At 63.0% G+C, this 20,109-nt stretch carries 14 protein-coding genes; 11 read left to right on the top strand and 3 right to left on the bottom strand.

What is annotated here, in order from left to right; genetic code table 11:
* Nucleotides 1-97 precede the first annotated feature (97 nt).
* Entirely contained in the window at nucleotides 98-1,108 is a 1,011-nt protein-coding gene (locus ETC27_RS06120; protein WP_136254101.1) for an LLM class flavin-dependent oxidoreductase, read from the bottom strand.
* A 96-nt stretch (nucleotides 1,109-1,204) separates the two neighbouring features.
* Entirely contained in the window at nucleotides 1,205-1,792 is a 588-nt protein-coding gene (locus ETC27_RS06115) for a YqaA family protein (RefSeq protein ID WP_136254100.1), read from the bottom strand.
* A gap of 96 nt (nucleotides 1,793-1,888) precedes the next feature.
* Here ETC27_RS06115 and ETC27_RS06110 point away from each other — a divergent pair, with 96 nt between their 5' ends.
* The 11 genes from ETC27_RS06110 (at nucleotide 1,889) to ETC27_RS06055 (ending at nucleotide 19,168) form a co-directional block, all read left to right on the top strand.
* A complete protein-coding gene (locus tag ETC27_RS06110) occupies nucleotides 1,889-2,092 on the top strand; it encodes a hypothetical protein (protein ID WP_136254099.1) in 204 nt (67 codons plus the stop codon).
* 470 nt (nucleotides 2,093-2,562) lie between these two features.
* Nucleotides 2,563-3,999: an aminotransferase-like domain-containing protein gene (locus ETC27_RS06100; RefSeq protein WP_136254097.1), complete on the top strand. Its 1,437-nt coding sequence runs from the start codon at nucleotides 2,563-2,565 to the stop codon at nucleotides 3,997-3,999.
* A 155-nt stretch (nucleotides 4,000-4,154) separates the two neighbouring features.
* Nucleotides 4,155-5,126 (top strand): aldo/keto reductase, encoded by a 972-nt coding sequence (locus tag ETC27_RS06095; RefSeq protein WP_136254096.1) that lies wholly within the window; start codon nucleotides 4,155-4,157, stop codon nucleotides 5,124-5,126.
* 119 nt (nucleotides 5,127-5,245) lie between these two features.
* The gene (locus ETC27_RS06090; RefSeq protein ID WP_136254095.1) at nucleotides 5,246-6,178 is read left to right on the top strand and encodes a cobyrinic acid a,c-diamide synthase; all 933 of its coding nucleotides are present in this window, start codon (nucleotides 5,246-5,248) and stop codon (nucleotides 6,176-6,178) included.
* Nucleotides 6,179-6,404: 226 nt separating this feature from the next.
* Nucleotides 6,405-7,808 carry a toxic anion resistance protein gene (locus ETC27_RS06085; RefSeq protein ID WP_136254094.1) on the top strand — a complete coding sequence of 468 codons (1,404 nt, stop codon included), beginning with the start codon at nucleotides 6,405-6,407 and terminating at the stop codon, nucleotides 7,806-7,808.
* Nucleotides 7,809-8,076: 268 nt separating this feature from the next.
* Nucleotides 8,077-9,381: an ATP-grasp domain-containing protein gene (locus ETC27_RS06080; protein WP_136254093.1), complete on the top strand. Its 1,305-nt coding sequence runs from the start codon at nucleotides 8,077-8,079 to the stop codon at nucleotides 9,379-9,381.
* Between the two features lie 124 nt (nucleotides 9,382-9,505).
* Nucleotides 9,506-11,596, top strand: a complete 2,091-nt coding sequence (locus tag ETC27_RS06075; RefSeq protein ID WP_136254092.1) for a CocE/NonD family hydrolase — start codon at nucleotides 9,506-9,508, stop codon at nucleotides 11,594-11,596.
* Nucleotides 11,597-11,996: 400 nt separating this feature from the next.
* Nucleotides 11,997-13,634 (top strand): sensor domain-containing diguanylate cyclase, encoded by a 1,638-nt coding sequence (locus tag ETC27_RS06070; protein WP_168709028.1) that lies wholly within the window; start codon nucleotides 11,997-11,999, stop codon nucleotides 13,632-13,634.
* Entirely contained in the window at nucleotides 13,631-15,016 is a 1,386-nt protein-coding gene (locus ETC27_RS06065; RefSeq protein ID WP_240724820.1) for an MFS transporter, read from the top strand. The genes ETC27_RS06070 and ETC27_RS06065 overlap by 4 nt, the downstream gene beginning before the upstream one ends.
* A 61-nt stretch (nucleotides 15,017-15,077) precedes the next feature.
* Nucleotides 15,078-16,823: a VRR-NUC domain-containing protein gene (locus ETC27_RS06060; RefSeq protein ID WP_136254090.1), complete on the top strand. Its 1,746-nt coding sequence runs from the start codon at nucleotides 15,078-15,080 to the stop codon at nucleotides 16,821-16,823.
* Complete coding sequence (locus ETC27_RS06055) at nucleotides 16,820-19,168, top strand: ATP-dependent DNA helicase (RefSeq protein WP_136254089.1); 2,349 nt, start codon at nucleotides 16,820-16,822, stop codon at nucleotides 19,166-19,168. Before ETC27_RS06060 ends, ETC27_RS06055 begins: the two co-directional genes overlap by 4 nt.
* Before the next feature lie 2 nt (nucleotides 19,169-19,170).
* On the opposite strand, the gene ETC27_RS06050 is transcribed toward ETC27_RS06055, so the two are convergent.
* Entirely contained in the window at nucleotides 19,171-20,106 is a 936-nt protein-coding gene (locus ETC27_RS06050; protein WP_136254088.1) for a DUF808 domain-containing protein, read from the bottom strand.
* Nucleotides 20,107-20,109 lie beyond the last annotated feature (3 nt).

Genomic DNA, 20,109 nt, shown 5'->3' with positions numbered 1-20,109 from the left:
GGCAGAGGATGCCCATATCCTGCTGCCTTCGCCATCGAGGGGCAAGACAAGGGGCGAGGCGATGGCGCCTCAGACGCCCTTGTCGTTGCGGCCGGGATCAGCTGCGCCAGGCGTCGGCGACGATCTCGTAGCTTTGCAGCCGGTCTTGTTGCGCGAAGACATCGGTATGCAGCATCAGCTCATCGGCGCCGGTGTGCTCGAGTACGTTTTCTAGCCCTTGCCTGACCGTCTCGGGCCCGCCGATGACGGCCGCCCCCAGAAACTGCTCGACCTGTGCCCGCTCACGGGCGTTCCAGTCCAGCGCCTCGACCGGCGGCAGCGAGCGAGTCGGCCGACCGCGAATCAGGTTGAGAAACTTCTGCTGGGCGGTGGTCGCCAGGTACTGGGCGTGGAGATCACTCTCAGCGGCAATTACCGGCAGGCCGACCATCGCATAAGGAGCGTCCAGGACCGCCGAGGGCTGGAAGTTTTCGCGATAGACCCTGAGTGCTTCGAGCAGCTGGGCAGGTGCGAACTGGGCGGCGAAGGCGAAGGGCAGGCCGAGCCGGGCGGCCAGGCGGGCACTGTAGTCGCTTGAGCCAAGTAGCCAGGTGGGCACCTGGGTGCCCTGACCGGGTATCGCCTTGACCCGTTGACCGGGGCTTGCCTCATCGAGATAGCCGCGCAACTCATCAAGCCGTTCGGGAAAGTCGTTGATGCCGGCCTGGGGGTTGCGGCGCATGGCGGCCATGGTGGCGCCGTCAGAGCCCGGTGCACGGCCAAGGCCCAGATCGATGCGATTCGGGTAGAGGGTGGCCAGAGTGCCGAACTGCTCGGCGATGACCAGCGGCGGGTGATTGGGCAGCATGATGCCGCCGCTGCCGACGCGAATTGTCGAGGTCTGACCGGCGACATGGCCGATCAGCACCGAGGTGGCGGCGCTGGCGATGCCATCGATGTTGTGATGCTCGGCCAGCCAGTAGCGGCTGAATCCGAGACGCTCGGCCTGCTGGGCCAGGGCGACAGTTTCCTTGAAGGTATCGCTGGCGCTTCCACCCTGGCGAATCGGCGCCAGGTCGAGCACCGACAGGGCCGTGTTCGAGAGACGTGAGTGGGCGAGTCGTGACATGGGGCTCCCGGCTGGAATCCAAAGAAGGGAGGATTGTTAGCATCCTCATGATTGTGAGGTGAGGGCGTTGCCGGGTAATAACAAGGGGGCAGTACGCTAGCTGAAGAGCTCCCAGGCCAACCAAACGCTGGCCACGGCCGTCAGGCCGGCTCCCAACGGACGGGCATGGCGCTGCCACAGACGCAGCGTGGTATCGCCGGCAAGTGTCACCAGCAGCGCCAGACCAAAGTAGCGCAACCCGCGACCCAACAGGGCGGCCAGCATGAAGAGGGCGACCGGGTAGTCGCTGGCACCGGCCACCAGCATGGCGGTCTGGAAGGGAATCGGAATCACCCCAACGGCCAGAATGGCCTGGAAGCCGTTGTCCATGAAACGTGCCTGAAAGGCCTGGAAGGCCGCCTCGCCGCCAAAGGTGGGAATCAGGATATCGCCCCATTGGGCCATGGCCAGGCTGCCCAGTGAGTAGCCGATCAGGGCGGCGAATAGATTGCCGGCCAGCGCCACGCCAGCGAGACGCCAGCGGCGTTCAGGTTCGGCGAGCATCCAGGGAATCAGGATCAGTTCGATGGGAATCGGCACCAGCAGTGTTTCCAGCACGGATGCCAGGCCTAGCAGCCAGAGAGCGTGGTGCGAGGCGCTCAGGCGAGCAAGCCAGCGGCGGGCAGATGTCAGGGAACGCAGCATGGCATCTCATGGACTCGATATGGGGTGACCAGTATACCAGCGACAGCGCAGGGCCTATCATGAAAGAACGATATCGAGAGCCTCAGGGGTGCGTCGATGCCCACCCGAAAGCAGCGCCACCATACTCCTCTTCACGGTGCTACCCGCCGCGAGACGCCTCCCGTCTCGCGTCGCCATTGGCTATCGAGTCTCAATGGCTGGTTTACCGAGTCACGCCTCAATCGGCTGGTGGATATCAGTGTGCTGACTGCCCTGATCATGGCTGGCCTGGCATTGTTGAGCACCCTGACCTCCCCTTGAATGGATCTTTCTGTCAGCGGCCCCTGCCGCTACTGCTCCTGCCACCATTCTGCCACTCCGTCAGCCTACTTAATCTTGCCAAAAGCGCTTACGACCCTCCTGTTCGGCCTGACGGCGGGACTTGCCGATATCCATGAGCTGATGATCGTCTAGCGCGAGCAATTCACGCCGTGAAGCCTGGCGCTGACTTAAGTAGTGAAGCCGTTGGCGTATCCGTTCATACCGCGCGACGAGCCGAGTCAGCGATGATAGGGGTGGGAGTATCAAGAGCCTGGAGCGGTGGGTGAGTCGCATGGCAAACCTCCAACGTAGCCGTTTGATGGAACCACCATCAGCTTATGGCCGGTACGATTTGCCATACAGACATAGAATGTTTAAAAGAAAGCAATACAGATGGGTGCTCAAGCCCTCTGTATGGCCCCGGGGGGCGCTATCTGTATGGCTTTTTCAGTGATGTGGAGATAATTGTCATGACGCGCTATGCGCAACTGGCTGACGAACTGCATCGTCGCATCGACGGTGGTATCTACCGTGGAGGCGATCGCTTGCCGTCGATCCGAGCGCTGTGTCGCGAATTCGCGGTCAGCATCTCCACGGCGCAAACGGCCTATGCCCGGCTCGAGGATGCCGGACTCGTCGAGGCAAGGCCCAAGTCAGGGTTCTTCGTATGCTCCCAGCAAACGCCCGCTAGCCTGCCAGCGGTGACGCGTCCGGCCCAGCGGCCGCTGGATGTCTCACGCTGGGAGCAGGTCCTGGAGCTGGTCGAGCGCCACCCGCCTGAGGATGAAGTGCTGCTGTTGGGGCGCGGCATCCCCGATCTCGCCTGCAAGACCTTGAAGCCGCTGCATCGCTTGTTAGCCGAGCGCTATCGGCACGCCAATGGTCAGGACCTGAACTACGATGCCCTGGCCGGCAGCCTCGTCCTGCGCCAGCAGATCGTGCGGTTGATGGCGGGGGCGGGCAGCCTGCTGCATCCCGACGACGTGCTGATCACCACCGGCTGTCAGGAGGCGCTGTCGATCGCCATTCGCACCCTGACCGCGCCGGGAGACGTGGTGGCGGTGGACTCGCCGAGTTTCTACGGCACCATGCAGATCCTGCAGGCCAATGGCCTCAAGGCGCTGGAGATTCCCACCGACCCACGCACCGGCATCAGTCTCGAGGCCCTGGAACTGGCCCTGGAGCAGTGGCCGATCCGCGCCATCCAGATCACCCCGACCTGCAATAACCCGCTTGGCTATACCATGCCGGAGCCGCGCAAGCGCGCCCTGCTGGCGCTGGCGCAGCGCTTCGATGTGGCGATCATCGAGGACGATATCTACGGTGAACTGGCCTTCGAGATACCGCGCCCCCGCACCCTCAAGGCTTTCGACGATGACGGTAGGGTGTTGTTGTGCAGTGGCTTCTCGAAGACCCTGATGCCGGGGTTGCGGGTGGGCTGGATCGCCCCGGGACGCTACCGCGACCGCGTCCAGCATATGAAGTATGTCTCCACCGGCGCTTCCGCGACTCTGCCGCAACTTGCCCTTGCCGACTTCGTTGCCAGGGGCCACCACGAGCGGCACGTGCGTGCGGTGGTCGCGCAGTATCGTCGCCAGCGGGATCAGATGATCGATTGGGTGAGGCGTTACTTTCCAGCCGATACCGGGATCAGCTACCCCCAGGGAGGCTTCCTGCTGTGGCTGGAGCTGCCGGGGGGCATCGATTCGCTGCGCCTCAACGAGCGCCTCGCGCCGGCCAGGCTGCGGATCGCCCCCGGCGCGCTGTTCTCGGCTTCCGGCAAGTACCGCGAGTGCCTGCGCCTCAACTATGCCGGGCCCCTGACCCCGACCATCGAGGCTGCCCTGCGCCGCGTCGGCGATGAGGTGGCACGGTTAAAGGGCGAGGCGGACGCACAGGCCGGCTGAGTGAGAGGGCTGCTGACGGATGCCCGGCCTCTGCCTGTGTCGGCATGCCTGGTCCGGCGGACCAGGCCGTCAGGAGAAAACTCTTTCACTCGAGTCGATGTACCTTGCCGGTCGTGATATCGATAATGCAGGCTCTCTCCAATCACGAGGTGGTCATGTCACAACTTCCCCTGGATCGCTTTCTTCCCGGTGTCAGCGCACTAGCCTATGGCTGTATGGCGCTGGGCGGCGACTGGGATGCAAGCCCCGTCGAAGCCCGCCACGTCAAACAGGCGCATCGTGCAATAGATGCCGCGTTGGAAGCTGGCATTAACTTTTTTGATCATGCCGACATCTACGCCCTGGGCAAGGCCGAGAGCGCCTTCGGCCGGGCGCTCAAGGAGCGCCCCTCGCTGCGCGATGCGATTTTTCTGCAGAGCAAGTGCGGCATCCGCTTTGCGGAGGCCAAGGCCCCCAAGCGCTTCGACTTCTCCGCGGAGTGGGTGCGCGCCTCGGTGGAGGGCAGCCTCGGCCGCCTCGGGGTCGAGACGCTGGATGTGTTGCAGCTGCATCGTCCCGATCCGCTGATGGAGCCCGAGGAGATCGCCGAGGTGTTCACGGCCCTGAAAGCCGAGGGCAAGGTGCGCCATTTCGGGGTCTCGAACATGCAGCGCCACCAGCTCGAGTTTCTGCAGGCGTCGCTTGAGGCACCGCTGGTCGCCAACCAGCTCGAACTCGGCCTGCATCGGCTCGAGTTCCTGGAGGAAGGCGTGCTGGCTAACCAGCCCGAGGGCGCGGCCAGCAATTTCACCCCCGGCACCCTGGAATACTGTCGTCGCCAAGGCATGCAACTACAGGCCTGGGGTTGTCTGAGTCAGGGGCGTTTCACGGGGCGCTCGCTTGATGATCAGCCGGCGTCGGTGCGGGCCACTGCGGCGCTGGTGAGCGAGCTTGCTGAGCTCTACAGGGTCAGCCGTGAGGCCATCGTGCTAGCCTGGCTGCGTCGTCACCCGGCCAACATCCAGCCGGTGATTGGCAGCAGCGATCCCGCGCGTATCGCGGCCAGCGGCGAGGCAATGACAATCAGGCTGTCCAGGGAAGACTGGTATCGGCTCTACGTATCTGCTCGCGGTGGCGAGCTGCCCTGAGGCAATGGGGAGGGTGATTCGCGCCTGCCCAACGGGGCTTATGCTCGTTGGAACCTTCCTCTACACTCGTCTCTCATATACCCATATCGTTTTTTCTGTAACGCGGGGTCGTGTGGCCAATGCTGGGTTTCTTGCAGGGATTTTCCTATGGACTCTTTCTCACCAGCACAGTCTGGCTGGTGATGGGGGTGATCCGTCCCGCGCTTGGCGATCCTGTCATGCCGCCGCGACGCTGGGCGGTGGTGGTGCGCTACGCCTTCGTGACACCGAGCATTGCAGTACTGCTCTGGTTGACCTCGTTATGGGGCGGTTTCTCACCGAGCCTTGGTGGTTGGCTGGCGGGGCTCGTGGCCATTGCCGTCGAGGTGCCGCTAGAGCGGCGCTGGCGTGGCTGGTGGGCCCGTCGCCGCAAGAGTCTGGATACACTAAAGCGAAATGCCGAGACGGCCCGCCGCCAGGCAAGCGAGCGCCAGGAGGCCGGCGTTCAGACACTCGATCCCGAGCACCCGCCCGCCGATGCCGATGAGCTGGTGCTGTCACTGTGTCGGGCCAAGCAGGCGCTGCTCGAGGTCGATCGTCAAGATCATGCGCCCCAGGCCGATCGTCTATATAGCCGTTATTGCCACGTAATTGGCGTGCTGGGGAGTCGCTTTGAAGTGGGCGAGCTTGCCTACGAGCGTGCCCGTGGCCTGGTGACTCAGGTATGCCTGGGGGCCATCGATAATCTAACCGCGATGGCCCATCAGGCCAGCGGCATTTCAGGTGTCGATGCGGCCTATGTCAGACGTCGGCTGACGCGCGATGCCGATCAGTTGACTATCGAAGAGCGCATTGCCCTCAAGCGACGTTTGGCGTTGGTCGAGGACACCGAACACCAACTGCGTCAGCTGGCGGCACGCAATGAAGCAGCACTGACCGCGCTGGATGATGCGGCCGTGGCAGTGGCCCGTTTACGCACCGACAAGCCTCAGGCAAGCCTCGCTGCCGATCAGGCCTGTGCCGAACTCAAACGTTTCGTTGAGGGCGCTGAACGCTATGACCGCAACCATTGAGGCCAACAAGCTAATGCCTTGATACATGAATCCTTGTGCAAGAAGCTTGGTGAATCATACCGGATGCTTGGCATCCAAGGCCGATGACCATCGTTTGGCCAATGGTCACGATTTGCGCAGTGGGTCTCTGCCATGAACTGGGCTAGGCTTCGTCTGAGCAGTTGGTGAATGCTCAGGCGTTTCAGGTATGGCCCGGGGAAGGCACCACGACCCGAGGAGAATAACGATGAGCGATGAACACACGGGTGATTCCTCGCGTCTGTCCCTGCCGCCGGTCGAGGTGATCGAGGCAGAGCTTCGCCAACCCCGCACCGGCAAGCCCCAGGGTGAGGCGGATGCAGATACAGGGGCCGGCCGAGCGTCGAAACAAGCGCGTGGCGATGCTCGTGATAACGGACGTGGTGACGGACGTGATGAAGAGCGCGCAGACGAACGCGGCGGCGCGCTGAGTGACGACCCTGGCGCAGCCCCCGACGAAGATGCCGACCCGGAACTGGCTTCTCTAGCAGCGGATTTTGTGGAAGAAATTCTCGTCGACAAGGGCGCAGCGACCCGTCAGCGCCGGGCCGTTGACGAGATGGGCCTGTCACTGCAGCGTCAGGCAGCTCACTACAGCAGCATGCTCAATGCACCACTGCGTGAACTCGCGGAGAAAGGCGATGATGGCGGTCCGGTGGCTCGGGCACTGACCGACCTCAGGGATCGCATGGGGCGTCTCGATCCTAGCCATCATAAGCTGAGCCCCGGACGCTTCGATCGTCTGCTCGGGGCACTGCCTGGGGTAGGCAATCGCCTGCAGCGCTATTTTCAAAAGTTCGAGACCGCCCAGCAGGCCATCGATGCGATCATCGGCGATCTCGAGTCAGGGCGCGAACGTCTGCAGCGCGACAACCTGACCCTTGGCGATGATCAGGCCAGCCTGCGACAGATTCATCACCAGTTGGCACGTCAGGTGACGCTTGGGCGGCTGATTGATCAGCGGCTTCAGGATGCCCTGCCGGAGGCCAGCGATGATGATCAGCGACGCTTCATCGAGGAGGAACTGCTGTTTCCGCTGCGTCAGCGCATCCTCGATCTGCAGCAGCAGCTGGCGGTCAGCCAGCAAGGCGTGCTGGCGCTCGAGGTGATCATCCGCAACAACCGCGAGCTGATGCGCGGCGTCGATCGGGCGATCAATGTCACTGTCTCGGCGCTTAGCGTGGCGGCCACGGTGGCCTTGGCGCTCGCCAATCAGCGGCTGGTGCTGGATCGTATTGAATCACTCAATGCCACGACCTCCGAGACCATTGCCGGCACCGCGCGTGCGCTTCGCCAGCAGGGGGTCGATGTCCAGAAGCGGGCCGCCTCGGCCACCCTGGACATGAGTTCCCTGGAGCAGGCCTTTGGCGATGTGATGGCGGCACTCGATGATCTCTCTCGCTATCGCCATGAGGCGCTGCCCGAGCTTTCGGCACAGATCGAACGGCTGGATGGACTCGCTCGGGACGGAGAGGCCGCCATCGAGCGTCTGGAGCGCAGCGAGCCCGACCTGTTCGCCGACGTCGATTCAGACGGCACCAAGACAAATACCAAGACCAATGATGTGCCCCATGCGCGGGGATCTGCAGGAGACGATGAGCATCGCCGTTAGAGCTCAGGTCAGTGAGAGTGGGTGTTATGGCCATTGTCGAGAGCGGCGACTGGGCTCGCTGATGCTTTTTTGCATGACCGAGTAGGCATTAGTCCCTGGCGAAGGTAGAAAAGTAGCGGGAGACAAGCGGGGTGCCTGGAGGGAAAGCCGCTGTCTGTCGTCGGTTGAGCTATGCTGCTGAGTGACGGACAAATTGGGTCGTGGTCGGCGCCATCGCGGCGCGGAGCCCAGGTTGTCCTGGGCTTTTCGCCCAAGCGAGACGCACGTCATGCACACCTCCAAACAGATCTTCGTGGTGGGGCTCAACGATTTCAATCGCGCCAGGCTCGAGCAATTACCGGGCGCCGAGAACTGCGAGTTCCACGGCATCATCCCACCCGAGGCCCTCTACGACACCGAAGTCTTCGATATCGCCGATATGCTGGAACGGGCCAGCGCCGAACTCACGGCCTTCGACGGCCCCATCGACGCCATTATCGGCTACATGGATTTTCCCGTGTCGACGATGCTGCCGATCCTGTGTCGGCAATTTGGTACGCGCACCACCAGTCTCGAGAGCCTGCTCAAGTGCGAGCACAAGTTCTGGAGCCGATTGGTGCAGCGCCAGGTCATCCCCGATGCCATTCCCGCCTTCACGGCGATTGATCCCTTCGATGATCATGCGCTGGATGACATTCGCTCGGCGGGGCTCTATTTTCCCTTCTTCCTCAAGCCCATCAAGTCGTCAGGGTCTCGGCTGGGTTTTCGCATCGATAGCCCCGAGGACTTCACCCACGCCATCGTGAGGCTACGCGAAGATATCGGCCTGATCGCGACGCCTTTCAATACGGTGCTCGACCACGCCCTGCTGCCGCCGGAAATTGCCGCGGTGGAGGGGCACTTCTGCATGGCCGAGGAGATCATCGGCGGTTGGCAGTGCACGGTAGAAGGCTATGTCTTCGATGGTGAGGTGGAAAGCTACGGCATTGTCGATTCGCTGCGCTATCCCCAGGTACTGAGCTTCTTCCATTACCGCTACCCCTCGCAGTTGCCTGCGGCGGTTCAGGCGCAGATGAAGGACCTGACGGAGCGGGTAATGACGCATATCGGCTATGACAATGCCGCCTTCAATATCGAATATTTCTGGGATGAGGTGCAGAACCGCGTGTGGCTGTTGGAAATCAATACGCGCATTTCCCAGTCGCACTGCGATGTCTTCGAGAAGGTCGATGGCATCAGTAATCAGCAGGTGAGTCTCGATCTGGGACTGGGGAGGCGCCCGGCGATGCCATACCGCCAAGGCGAGTTCCCGGTCGCGGCCATGTTCTTCTATCGGGTGTTCTTCGTCGATGCCCGGGTGACCCAAGTGCCAAGCGATGAGGAGCTTGCCGTACTCAAGTCTGAATTCCCCGGGACCCTGATCGCCCTGCAGGTCGCGCCAGGCCAGACATTGTCGAGTCTGCCTGAGCAGGATACTTGCAGCTTTGCGCTGGCCTGTATCTGGATGGGGGCTCGGGACGCCGACGAGCTGCTGGCCAACTACGAGAGCCTGTCTTCACGCTTGAACTTTGTCTTTGAGGACATCGTCGGTTAAAGCGTCAAACCCAGTGGGTCTTCATCATCATACGCCTCTCGGTACGCTCATTGAGGGCGAATCCGCTTAAACATCGCGAATAACGTCGCGGCAAGATCACAGCGAAAGCAAAGGAGGGGCGTTCATGCGTATCGTGACCCAGTATTCGCGAGAGGTATTTGAAGAGGAAACCTGGATTCGTCTTGCCGATGGTACCTGCCTTGCCGCTCGCATCTGGCGGCCGGTTGATGCCGACAGTGATCCGGTCCCGGCGATATTCGAGTATCTGCCCTACCGCAAGCGCGACCTCACCGCGGAGCGCGATATACAGACGTACTACTACTGGGCGGGACATGGCTATGCGGGGGTCCGTGTCGATATCCGCGGTTCCGGCGAGTCGGATGGCGTACTGACCGATGAATACCTGCAGCAGGAACTGGACGATGGCCTCGAGATCCTCGCCTGGCTCGAGCGTCAGCCCTGGTGTACGGGCGATGTCGGCATGGTGGGCATCTCCTGGGGCGGCTTCAACGGCCTGCAGATTGCTGCCCTGCGCCCCCCTCAGCTCAAGGCAGTGATCACCTTGTGTTCCACCGATGATCGCTTTGCCGACGATGTTCACCACATGGGCGGCTGTCTGCTCGGCGACAATCTGTCCTGGGCCTCGACCATGTTCGACGGCAATACCTGCCCGCCGGACCCTGCTCTGGTCGGCGAACGCTGGCGTGAGATGTGGCATCAACGCCTCGACGGCAGTGGGTTGTGGCTCGCCACCTGGCTCGAGCATCAGCGCCGCGATGACTACTGGCGCCACGCCTCGGTATGCGAAGACTTCGCTGCCATCCAATGCCCGGTCTATGCCATCAGTGGCTGGGCCGACGGCTATTGCAATGCGGTCTTCCGACTGCTGGCCGGGCTCTCGGTGCCGCGCAAGGGGCTGGTCGGCCCCTGGGCCCATAAATACCCTCACCTGGGCGTACCCGGACCGGCCATCGGGTTTCTCCAAGATAGCCTGAGGTGGTGGGATAAATGGCTCAAGGATAAGGAAACCGGGATCATGGATGAGCCCATGCTACGGGTCTGGATGCAGGAATCCACGCCACCCTCGGCGCGTTACGAGCAGCGCCCCGGTCGTTGGATCGCCGAGCCGTGCTGGCCGTCGCCCAACATCGTCGAGAGCTCCTTCCGACTCACCGCCGGTCATGACTTGCTGCCCGAGCAGGAACTGCACGCCCAAGAACTTTACGCACAAGAACTGTCCTCGCAAGAACTGTCCTCGCAAGAACAACATAGCCCCGACGAGACACCGCTGACGATTCGTTCGCCGCTCTCGGTGGGGCTCTATGCCGGCAAGTGGTGCTCCTACAATGCGCCACCCGACCTGCCTCATGATCAGCGCGACGAGGACGGCGGGTCACTGATCTTTCAGACCTCGCGTCTCGAGAGCCCGCTTGAGATATGCGGTCAGCCAGTGGTCGAACTGGAGATCTCCGCCGACCAGCCGGTGGCGATGCTGGCGTTGCGATTGATCGACGTGGCCGCCGATGACAAGGCCACTCGCGTTTCCTACGGGCTGCTTAACCTCACCCATCGTGACAGCAACGAAAATCCCGAGCCACTGGAGCCCGGGCGCCGCTACCGGGTGCGGGTGATGCTCAAGCATATCGCCCAGCAGTTTCCGGTCGGCCATGCCATTCGTGTGTCGCTGTCGACCAGCTACTGGCCACTTGCCTGGCCGGCGCCCCAGCCGGCGCGGATAACCGTCTATCCCGCGACGAGTCGGCTGATCCTGCCCATGAGGGCCCCGCGTCCTGAAGAAGAGGCGGCGCTGCCCGCCTTCGCCGAGCCGGAAGCGGCACCCCCGATTGTCAAGACGCTGATCCAGCCGACTCAGGAGCACTGGCGGGTGATCCGTGATCTCGCCCATGACACCACGACGCTTGAAGTGATCAACGATGAAGGCACCTACCGCCTGGATGATATCGATATGGAGATCTCGGCAAGGGTCATCGAACGTTATCGTTACGCTTATGGAAGCTACGACAGCGTCAGTGGCTGGACCGAATGGGAGCGCAGCTTTCGCCGTGGAGACTGGCAGGTGAGCACCCTGACACGCACCCTGCTCACCAGTGACGCTGACAATTTCCGCCTGCGGGCGACACTGGATGCTTACGAGGGTGATACCCGGGTCTTCGCCAAGAGCTGGGATAAGACGATACCGCGAGATTTGGTCTAATGGTTGGTGGCTGTCTAGCGTGGAGGATGGGTGTGTCATGTCCTTAGCAGTGGCCTCAAGACATTGCTGGGAGTCGTACCAAACGAATAATGCTTACAAGGATGATTTGTGTCATCGACGTGCACTTTCGCGTGGCGGACCCTCCATGGTGGTGCCATATTGTATCTTTATGTAACGACTGCTGGTGCCAAGGTGTTTCGGCAGCGCTGGAACGCATTCTGGGAGCACGGGGCTGATAAGCCTTCTGCCACGGGCCCACGGGTTAGCACGCAAGAAAAAGCGGCAGCTCGCAGCACTAATGCTGATGCCATACCAGCTATGTCATAGCATTTCAGGCATACGATTCAGAGCGTAATACTAACGCTCAAGGATGAGACGAAATGTTCAAGGTAAGGTGGACATGAGCCAGATCGATTATGCCGCGCTGTTGGCCCAGTCGGATGACCTGATATGCGTGCTGTGTGTCGAGGGAAAAGTGCTCGAGGCTAACCCCGCCTTCACGGCGGCCCTCGACAGTAACGAAACTACCTTGGTGGGTGAGTCTTTTGTGGACCTGCTTCACCCGAATGATGCACCCCTTTGCCGCGAGGCGTTGGCAAGCCATGTGTCGGGTGAGTGGCCAGCGCGACTGCGTACCAGCCCTACCGCGCCACTTGCCTGGCGTTTAACCCCGGTCGTTGATGGTCGTCGCTTGTGTATCGCATCGCCTACGCTCGAACCACCACAGGCAAAGAGTTCCTTGCTCGCTCAGTTGGCACGTCATGTGCCCGGGGTCATTTTTCAGTACTGCATTCGTGCCGATGGCAGCTCGTATTTCCCCTACGTCAGCGAGCGTTTCGAGGAGTTCTTCGGCGTTTCTCCTGCCGTCGCCATGAATGATGCTTCGCCGGTCTTCGCCTGCGCCCATCCCGATGATCTGCCCTACATCATGGATAGCATCGGGCAGGCGACGAATAATCAGTATCCTTGGCACTGCCAGTATCGTTACTGCCGACCTGATGGTGAAATGCGCTGGCATGAAGGCAACGCGACGCCAACGCATCAGGCTGATGGCAGCATGCTGTGTCATGGCTACATCAGCGATATCACCGAACGCCATGAGCTCGAGCAGGCCCTGGAAGAAGAGCGCCTGCGGCTTGCCAATATTCTTGAAAGCACGCATGCCGGGGCCTGGGAGTGGAACATCCAGACAGGTGAGCTGATCATCAATGCGCGATGGGCAGAGATGATCGGCTACTCCCTCGCCGAGCTTGAGCCGATCAGTTTTACGACCTGGGAGCAGCTTGTTCATCCCGATGACATGGCAAGAGCCCTGGCGCGTTTGAACTCACACTTTCATCGCAAGGAGGAGTTTTACGAGTTCGAATTCCGCATGCGCCACCGGGATGGGCAATGGGTCTGGATACTGGCGCATGGCAAGGTATTCCGCTGGACCCAGGATGGTCGGCCACAGATGATGGCCGGTATTCACCAGGAAATTGGACATCGCAAGGATGCCGAGGCCGCTCTGCAGCGGTTGGCAACCACTGATTCTCTCACTGGCCTTTGGAACCGTCGCCATTTCCTGCAGCATCTCGAGCAAGCCTTCGAGCGCTATCAGCGCTATGGTCAGTCGGCGGCGGTGATCCTGGTCGACATCGATCATTTCAAGCGCGTCAATGACAGTCACGGTCATGCTGCCGGTGATCGCGTTATCCAATATACTTCCAATGTGCTGAGCGCCTGGTGCCGCAGTCTGGATATTCCTGCACGCATCGGCGGCGAAGAATTCGCCTTGTTGCTCACCGATACCGGCGAAGCGGGTGCCTATGCCCTGGCTGAGCGGATTCGATATGCTCTGGAGTTTCTTGAAGTGCCCTACGATGATATGTCGCTACGCATGACGGCCAGTTTCGGCATTGCCGCCATGGCGCCCGGCGACCAGAATTACGAGGATTGCATGCGGCGTGCCGACCGGGCGCTATATGCGGCCAAGCGTGGCGGTCGCAACCGGGTTGAGGTCGACAAGGAACGCTCGGCCGGCACGGAGGACGCATGACCCTTGCCGCGGCGGCCGTGGGCTCATTGCCTGCGACAACACGCGCCTCGCGCAAGGAAATCCTTGGCTGGGCGATGTTCGACTTTGCCAATCAGGCATACACGCTACTGATCATTACCGTGGTGTTCGGCGAGCTTTTCACCACGGTGATCGTTGGCGACCGCGGCGATGGTTACCGTTTCGCCAACCTCTTGTGGAGTGCCGCCCTGGCACTGAGCTATCTGATGGTGGTGGCCAGCGGGCCGATCTGCGGGGCGGCCATGGATTTCTCGGCGGCCAAGAAGCGCTTTTTGTTCATAAGTTACCTGGCCACGATAGCCTCCACGGCACTGCTCTACTTCGTGGCGCCGGGCTATATATGGCTCGGGGTCGTGCTGATCGTTATCTCCAACTACGCCTACTCGATGGGTGAGTCTTTTATTGCCGCCTTCCTGCCGGACCTCGGCCCGCCCGAGGCGCTGGGCAAGATTTCCGGCTTCGGCTGGGCATTAGGCTATGTGGGCGGTCTGTTCGCGGCGGGCTTCACGCTGATGGTGCTGGGCGAGGCCACCGCCGAAAACTTCGAGCGCATTCGCTGGGTCGGTCCCTTCGCCGCGGGCTTCTTCCTGATCACGGCCATCCCCACCTTTCTGTGGTTAAAGGAGCGCGGAACGCCCCAGCGGCTACCTCCGGGCCGTGGCTATACTGCCATCGCCTGGGCGAGGGTAGGCACCACCTTTCATGAGCTCAAGCGTTTTCGTGACCTAGGTATCTTTCTGATTTCGCTGGTGTTCTCGATGGCGGGCGTCTATATCATCATCGCCTTTGCCTTCATCTACGGCGCTCAGGTCATCGGCTGGGACACCACGACTCGCAACCTGATGTTCATCATCGTGCAGATCACCGCGGCGGCAGGGGCCCTTGGCTTCGGCGCCATTCAGGACCGGCTCGGTGCCAAGCCGACCTATTTGCTGACCCTTTGCCTCTGGGTACTGGCGATTCTCGCCATCTGGGCCACGCCGGAGCTGACCGCCTGGCTCAATGCCGGCTTGGGCCTTGCCATGGAACCCCAGCAGGTGTTTTTGGTGGTGGGCTGTCTGGCGGGGCTGAGCCTGGGCTCTAGTCAGTCGGCGAGCCGTGCCCTGGTGGGACTCTTTTCGCCGTCTCACAAGGCGGCGGAGTTCTTCGGCTTCTGGGGGCTGGCCAACAAGCTTGCCGGGGTGATCGGTATCATCGGCCTGGGACTCTTGCAGTCGGTGGTGGGTCTCAAGGCCTCGATTCTGCTCTGTGCCGTGCTGTTCGTGATCGCCATTCTGATCTGTCTGGCCGTCGATCAGCCTCGTGGGCGTCTCGCCGCCCAGCAATGGGAAGCCCGTGAACTCGAGGCGGCACGTTCATCCTAACGTCTCCTCCTGGGCATGTTGGCGCTGGTCTGCTTTGCCGGCTTCTTGCTAGCATGGATGGATGAACAGTGCCTCGCCGTTGGCGCCGGTCACCGCCTCCCTGGATGATCCGCGCTACTACCTGACCAATTTCCGCTTCGTGCTCGACTGGGTCGGTGCGCGCTATCCGGACCTGCTGACAGGCGAGGAGCACGCCACCCTTGCGTCTCTCGGGGAATTGCCTGATGCCTCGTTGGCGCTGCTCACGCGCATGGTGATGCGCAAGGGCCAGCGTTTTCGCCTTGCCAAGCTTCGCTATGCCGAGATTGGCGACCCCCGTCTGGCGTTGGCGCCGTTGGTCGCGGCGGGGCTCGTCGATGACGCCCCGCGACTGGGTCTCGGCGCGCTGTTTGGCCTTGCCACCCTCGCCGAGTTGCGCCAGTGGTTGGCGGACGACATCCGCGCCGCCGGTCTGCCGGCAGGCGCCAGCAAGACGCGGCTATTCGAGGCCCTGAGCCTGCGCCTGGTCGACGCCCATTCCTTTATTGGCTGGGGAGCGCCCGAGGGTGATGCCGTGGTGGAACTCACCTGCATGCCGTTCTGTGAGCGGCTGCGGCTGATGTTCTTTGGCAATCTGCGCCAGGATTTCTCGGAGTTCGTGCTTGCCGAGCTTGGCCATCAGCGTTTCGAGCGGGTCGCCTTCAGCGACGATTCCCGGGCCTTCCAGGCGCGCCACGAGGTCGATACCTACCTGGCCCTGGAAGGCCTGCGCGATCGACTCGACGCTGGTGAGGCGCCGGCTATGTTGTGGCCCCGCTTGCTCGAGAGCCTGCCTGACCGCTCCCCCAATGCCTGGCTTCAGGCGCGCCGCGGACGGCTGATCTTCCGACTTGCCCGCGAGGCCGAGCGCCAAGGGGATGTTGCGCTTGCCGCCGAGCTCTATCCCCATTCCAGCCACCCCGAGGCGCGGGTGAGGGCGCTGCGACTCGCCGAGCGTCGCGCGGAAAATGAGGCCGAGCTCAAAGCGACGCTCGACGCCGCCACTCAGGCCTTGGCGGCTCCTCGTGATGCCGCCGAGGCGCAGGCGATGGAGCGCCTCACGTCTCGGCTGGGTCGCCGCCTGGGCCAACCGGCGTCGACCGCACGAGCCCCCGCGCCCGAACGCTTCACCCTGACTCTGCCGGCCGCGCCCGGCCGGGTGGAGCTTGCCGTGCGCGACCACCTCGGCCATGAGGCGGCCCCGCTGCACTACGTGGAAAACACCCTGATCACCGGGCTCTTCGGCCTGCTGTGCTGGCCGGCGATCTTCGCCCCGCTGCCGGGCGCCTTCTTTCACCCTTTCCACAGTGGGCCGGCGGATCTCTACCGCGAGGACTTCGTCAGGCGTCGCCGGGCCCTTTTCGAGTCCTGCCTCGCCGAACTCGATGATGGCCGCTACCGGGATACCCTGCGTGTACGCCTTCAGGACAAGCAGGGCCTGGCCTCGCCCTTTGTGCACTGGGGCATTTTCGACGAGGTACTGCTTGAGCGGGCCCTTGCCTGTATCCCGGCAACGCATCTGCGCGCCTTCTTCGTGCGCCTGCTCGAGGACCCGCGCGCCAACCGCGCCGGGCTTCCCGATCTGATTCAGTTCTGGCCGGAGGCAGATGGCGGTGCCGGTTATCGACTGATCGAGGTCAAGGGGCCGGGCGACCGGCTGCAGGACAATCAGCGCCGCTGGCTCGCCTTCTTCGCCGAGCAGGGCATTCCCGCGGCGGTCTGCGAGGTACGCTGGCAAGACCATTGGGAAGAAGCCCCTGACGCCTGCCTCGGGGCATCGACACCATGAGTCTCAAGGTCGCGGTGCGGGCGCTTTGTGATTTCACCGCCCGGCGTGGCGATCTCGATCATCGCTTCACGCCGTCGCCCACCGCCAGCGAAGGCATCGCCGGCCATGCGCTGATCGCCGAGCGCCGCCGAGCCGCGGATGCGACCTTCGAGGCCGAGGTGGCCCTCGAGGGCCAGCATGTCGACGAGACGGGCCAGGCCCTCGTGGTCAGCGGGCGTGCCGACGGCGTCGATGCGACGCGAGGTTGTCTAGAGGAGGTCAAGACCCATCGCGGTGACCTTTCGCGCATGGCCGATAATCAGCGGGCCCTGCACTGGGCGCAACTCTACGTCTATGGCGCCCTGCTTTGCCGGGCCCGCGGCCTCGAGCGCCTGACCCTTGCGCTCGTGTATCTGGAGCTCGGCAGCGGCCGCGAGACCCGGCTCAGCGAGACCCGCACGGCGTCCGAGCTGGAGGCGGTGTTCCACGATCACTGCAGCCGCTACATGGCCTGGGCCAGACAGGAAAGCGTGCATCGCGCGTGCCGCGACGCGGCGCTTCGTAAGCTCTCCTTTCCCTTCGATGATTTTCGCACCGGGCAGCGGCCGCTGGCCGAAGCGGTCTACAAGGCGGCGAGCACCTCGCGAGCGCTGCTGCTCCAGGCGCCCACCGGCATTGGCAAAACGCTGGGTACGCTCTTTCCTATGCTCACCGCCATGCCTCGCCAGGGGCTGGATCGAGTGTTCTTTCTGACCATGAAGACCCCGGGACGGCAGCTGGCACTGGAGGCGTTGGCGCGACTGGACGCCTCTCTCGAGCCGCCGCAAGGCGTGCGGGTGCTGGAGCTGATCGCTCGTGAGAAAGCCTGTGAATATCCGGAGGCGGCCTGCCATGGCGATGCCTGTCCGCTCGCCAGGGGCTTCTACGATCGCCTGCCCGCGGCGCGTGAGGCCGCCGTCGAGAGAGGGCGGCTCGATCGGGCGACGCTTCGCGAGGTGGCGCTGGAGCATCAGGTTTGCCCCTATTACCTGGGGCAGGAGCTGGCCCGCTGGTGCGACGTGGTGGTTGGCGACGTGAATCACTATTTCGATGTTCACGCCTTGCTGTATGCGCTGACACAGGCCCATGAATGGCGGGTCGGGGTGCTGGTCGATGAGGCCCACAATCTGATCGATCGGGCACGGGGAATGTATAGCGCCGAACTCGATCAGCGCCGCCTTGCCGCGTTGCGCCGCCAGGCGCCGCCTGCCCTGGCTCGCCCCTTGGCGCGGCTCGGACGCCAGTGGGCAACCCTGGGCCGGGAGGACGACATAGAGGAAGGCCAGAGCGCGAGCAACGGGGCAAAGAGGAGAGAAGGCAGGCAGACGGGGAGCGGCATGGGCCGAGACCCCGACTATCGGGTGCTGTCCGCGCCGCCCACGGCGATGCTCAGGACGCTCGCCCAGACAGCGACGGCGATCACCGATTACCTGGCCGAGCACCCCGGCGAGGTCGACCCGGCCCTGCAGGAGTTTCTCTTCGAGGCGCTGGCCTTTACCCGGCTCGCCGAGGCCTTCGATGATCATTCGCTCTTTGAGCTGACTCGCAGCGGTCGCGGACGCGCTCGGCTGGCACTTCGCAACCTGATCCCGGCGTCCTTCCTGGCGCCTCGCTTTGCGGCGAGCCACAGCGCGGTGTTGTTCTCGGCGACCCTGTCGCCGGGGCGTTACTTTCGTGATCTGCTGGGCCTTCCTGACAATACCGCCAGCCTCGAAGTGGCTTCCCCCTTCGCCGGTGAGCAGCTCGAGGTGCGTATGCGTCGCGACATCTCGACTCGCTACGCCCATCGAGAGGCCTCCATCGAGCCGATCGTCGCGACCCTGGCCGAGCAGTTCAAGCGCGCGCCGGGCAACTACCTGGCCTTCTTCAGCAGCTTCGCCTATCTGGAATCAGTCGCCGCCCGCTTTGGCGATGCCCATGGCGAGATTCCCGTCTGGTGCCAGGCGCGGGGCATGGATGAGCCGGCCCGGGAGGCCTTCCTTGCGCGTTTCGTGCCGGGCGGTGAGGGCATCGGTTTCGCGGTCCTGGGCGGGGCCTTCGCCGAGGGCATCGACCTGCCCGGTGAACGACTGATTGGCGCCTTCATCGCCACCCTGGGTCTGCCGCCGGTGAGCCCTCGACAGGAAACCCTGCGTGAACGGCTCGAGGCGCGCTTTGGCCGTGGTTTCGACTATGCCTATCAGTACCCGGGCATTAACAAGGTGGTGCAGGCTGCCGGCCGGGTGATTCGCACCCCAGAGGATCACGGCGTGGTGGTGCTGATGGATGACCGCTTCGCCCGGCCCGAGGTCAGGGCGTTGCTGCCGGGCTGGTGGCACCTGCCTTGAGGTCAGTCCCCGCGCTTGCCGCGCAGGGCGGCTATCGCCTTGCCGGCCCCGACCAGCAGGGCGCCGGCGACCAGGCCGATGCCGGCATTGAGTGCGGTGGCGCTGAGAGGGCCCAGTACCACGCCGGCATTGGGCAGTTCGCTGGCATTCTCGGCTAGCGCCTCGACCCCGTGATGGAGCATCGGCAGGCCGTGAGCGAGGATGCCGCCACCGACCATGAACATGGCCGCGGTGCCGACGATCGACAGCGTCTTCATCAGCACCGGGGCGGCGGCGAGCAAGCCGCGTCCAGCGCCCTGGGCGAGGCGGCCGGCACGCTGGCTCAGGTAGAGGCCCAGGTCATCGATCTTGACGATACCGCCCACCAGGCCATAGACCACGAGGGTTATCGCCACGGCCATGCCGGAGACCACGATCACCTGCTGAACAAAGGGAGCGCCGGCTACGCTGCCAAGGGTGATGGCGATGATCTCCGCCGAGAGGATGAAGTCGGTACGTACGGCGCCCTTGATCTTCTTCTGTTCGAAGGCCACTACATCGGTCGCGGGATCGGCCAGCGCCTTGACGTGCTCGGCATGGGCCGCCGCGTCTTTCTGTTTGTCATGGCTCAGGACATGCAGCAGCTTCTCGGCGCCTTCGAAGCACAGGAAGGCGCCACCGAGCATCAGCAGCGGCGTCACCAGCCAGGGGACCACGGCGCTGATCAGAAGTGCCGCCGGCACCAGTATCAGCTTGTTGCGCAGCGAGCCCTTGGCCACTGCCCAGACCACCGGTAGCTCCCGGTCGGCCTTGACGCCGGTGACCTGCTGGGCGTTCAGCGCCAGGTCGTCACCGAGCACGCCGGCGGTCTTCTTGGCCGCCACCTTGGTCATCAACGAGACGTCGTCGAGCAAGGTGGCGATGTCATCGATCAGCGTCAGTAAGCTTGCACCTGCCATGGC

Origin of the sequence: Onishia niordana (assembly GCF_004798965.1) — a bacterium.
Taxonomy (GTDB): domain Bacteria; phylum Pseudomonadota; class Gammaproteobacteria; order Pseudomonadales; family Halomonadaceae; genus Onishia; species Onishia niordana.
Note: the sequence above shows the minus strand (reverse complement) of the source record. Positions and strands in the feature narration are given on the sequence as shown.

What these genes read in the sequence shown, in the direction of transcription:
- ETC27_RS06095 (WP_136254096.1), top strand. Translation starts at nt 4,155, where the DNA reads ATGTCACAACTTCCCCTGGATCGCTTTCTTCCCGGTGTCAGCGCACTA.
- ETC27_RS06070 (WP_168709028.1), top strand. Translation starts at nt 11,997, where the DNA reads ATGAGCCAGATCGATTATGCCGCGCTGTTGGCCCAGTCGGATGACCTG.
- ETC27_RS06115 (WP_136254100.1), bottom strand. Translation starts at nt 1,792, where the DNA reads ATGCTGCGTTCCCTGACATCTGCCCGCCGCTGGCTTGCTCGCCTGAGC.
- ETC27_RS06085 (WP_136254094.1), top strand. Translation starts at nt 6,405, where the DNA reads ATGAGCGATGAACACACGGGTGATTCCTCGCGTCTGTCCCTGCCGCCG.
- ETC27_RS06120 (WP_136254101.1), bottom strand. Translation starts at nt 1,108, where the DNA reads ATGTCACGACTCGCCCACTCACGTCTCTCGAACACGGCCCTGTCGGTG.
- ETC27_RS06080 (WP_136254093.1), top strand. Translation starts at nt 8,077, where the DNA reads ATGCACACCTCCAAACAGATCTTCGTGGTGGGGCTCAACGATTTCAAT.
- ETC27_RS06090 (WP_136254095.1), top strand. Translation starts at nt 5,246, where the DNA reads ATGCTGGGTTTCTTGCAGGGATTTTCCTATGGACTCTTTCTCACCAGC.
- ETC27_RS06110 (WP_136254099.1), top strand. Translation starts at nt 1,889, where the DNA reads ATGCCCACCCGAAAGCAGCGCCACCATACTCCTCTTCACGGTGCTACC.
- ETC27_RS06060 (WP_136254090.1), top strand. Translation starts at nt 15,078, where the DNA reads ATGAACAGTGCCTCGCCGTTGGCGCCGGTCACCGCCTCCCTGGATGAT.
- ETC27_RS06100 (WP_136254097.1), top strand. Translation starts at nt 2,563, where the DNA reads ATGACGCGCTATGCGCAACTGGCTGACGAACTGCATCGTCGCATCGAC.
- ETC27_RS06065 (WP_240724820.1), top strand. Translation starts at nt 13,631, where the DNA reads ATGACCCTTGCCGCGGCGGCCGTGGGCTCATTGCCTGCGACAACACGC.
- ETC27_RS06075 (WP_136254092.1), top strand. Translation starts at nt 9,506, where the DNA reads ATGCGTATCGTGACCCAGTATTCGCGAGAGGTATTTGAAGAGGAAACC.
- ETC27_RS06050 (WP_136254088.1), bottom strand. Translation starts at nt 20,106, where the DNA reads ATGGCAGGTGCAAGCTTACTGACGCTGATCGATGACATCGCCACCTTG.
- ETC27_RS06055 (WP_136254089.1), top strand. Translation starts at nt 16,820, where the DNA reads ATGAGTCTCAAGGTCGCGGTGCGGGCGCTTTGTGATTTCACCGCCCGG.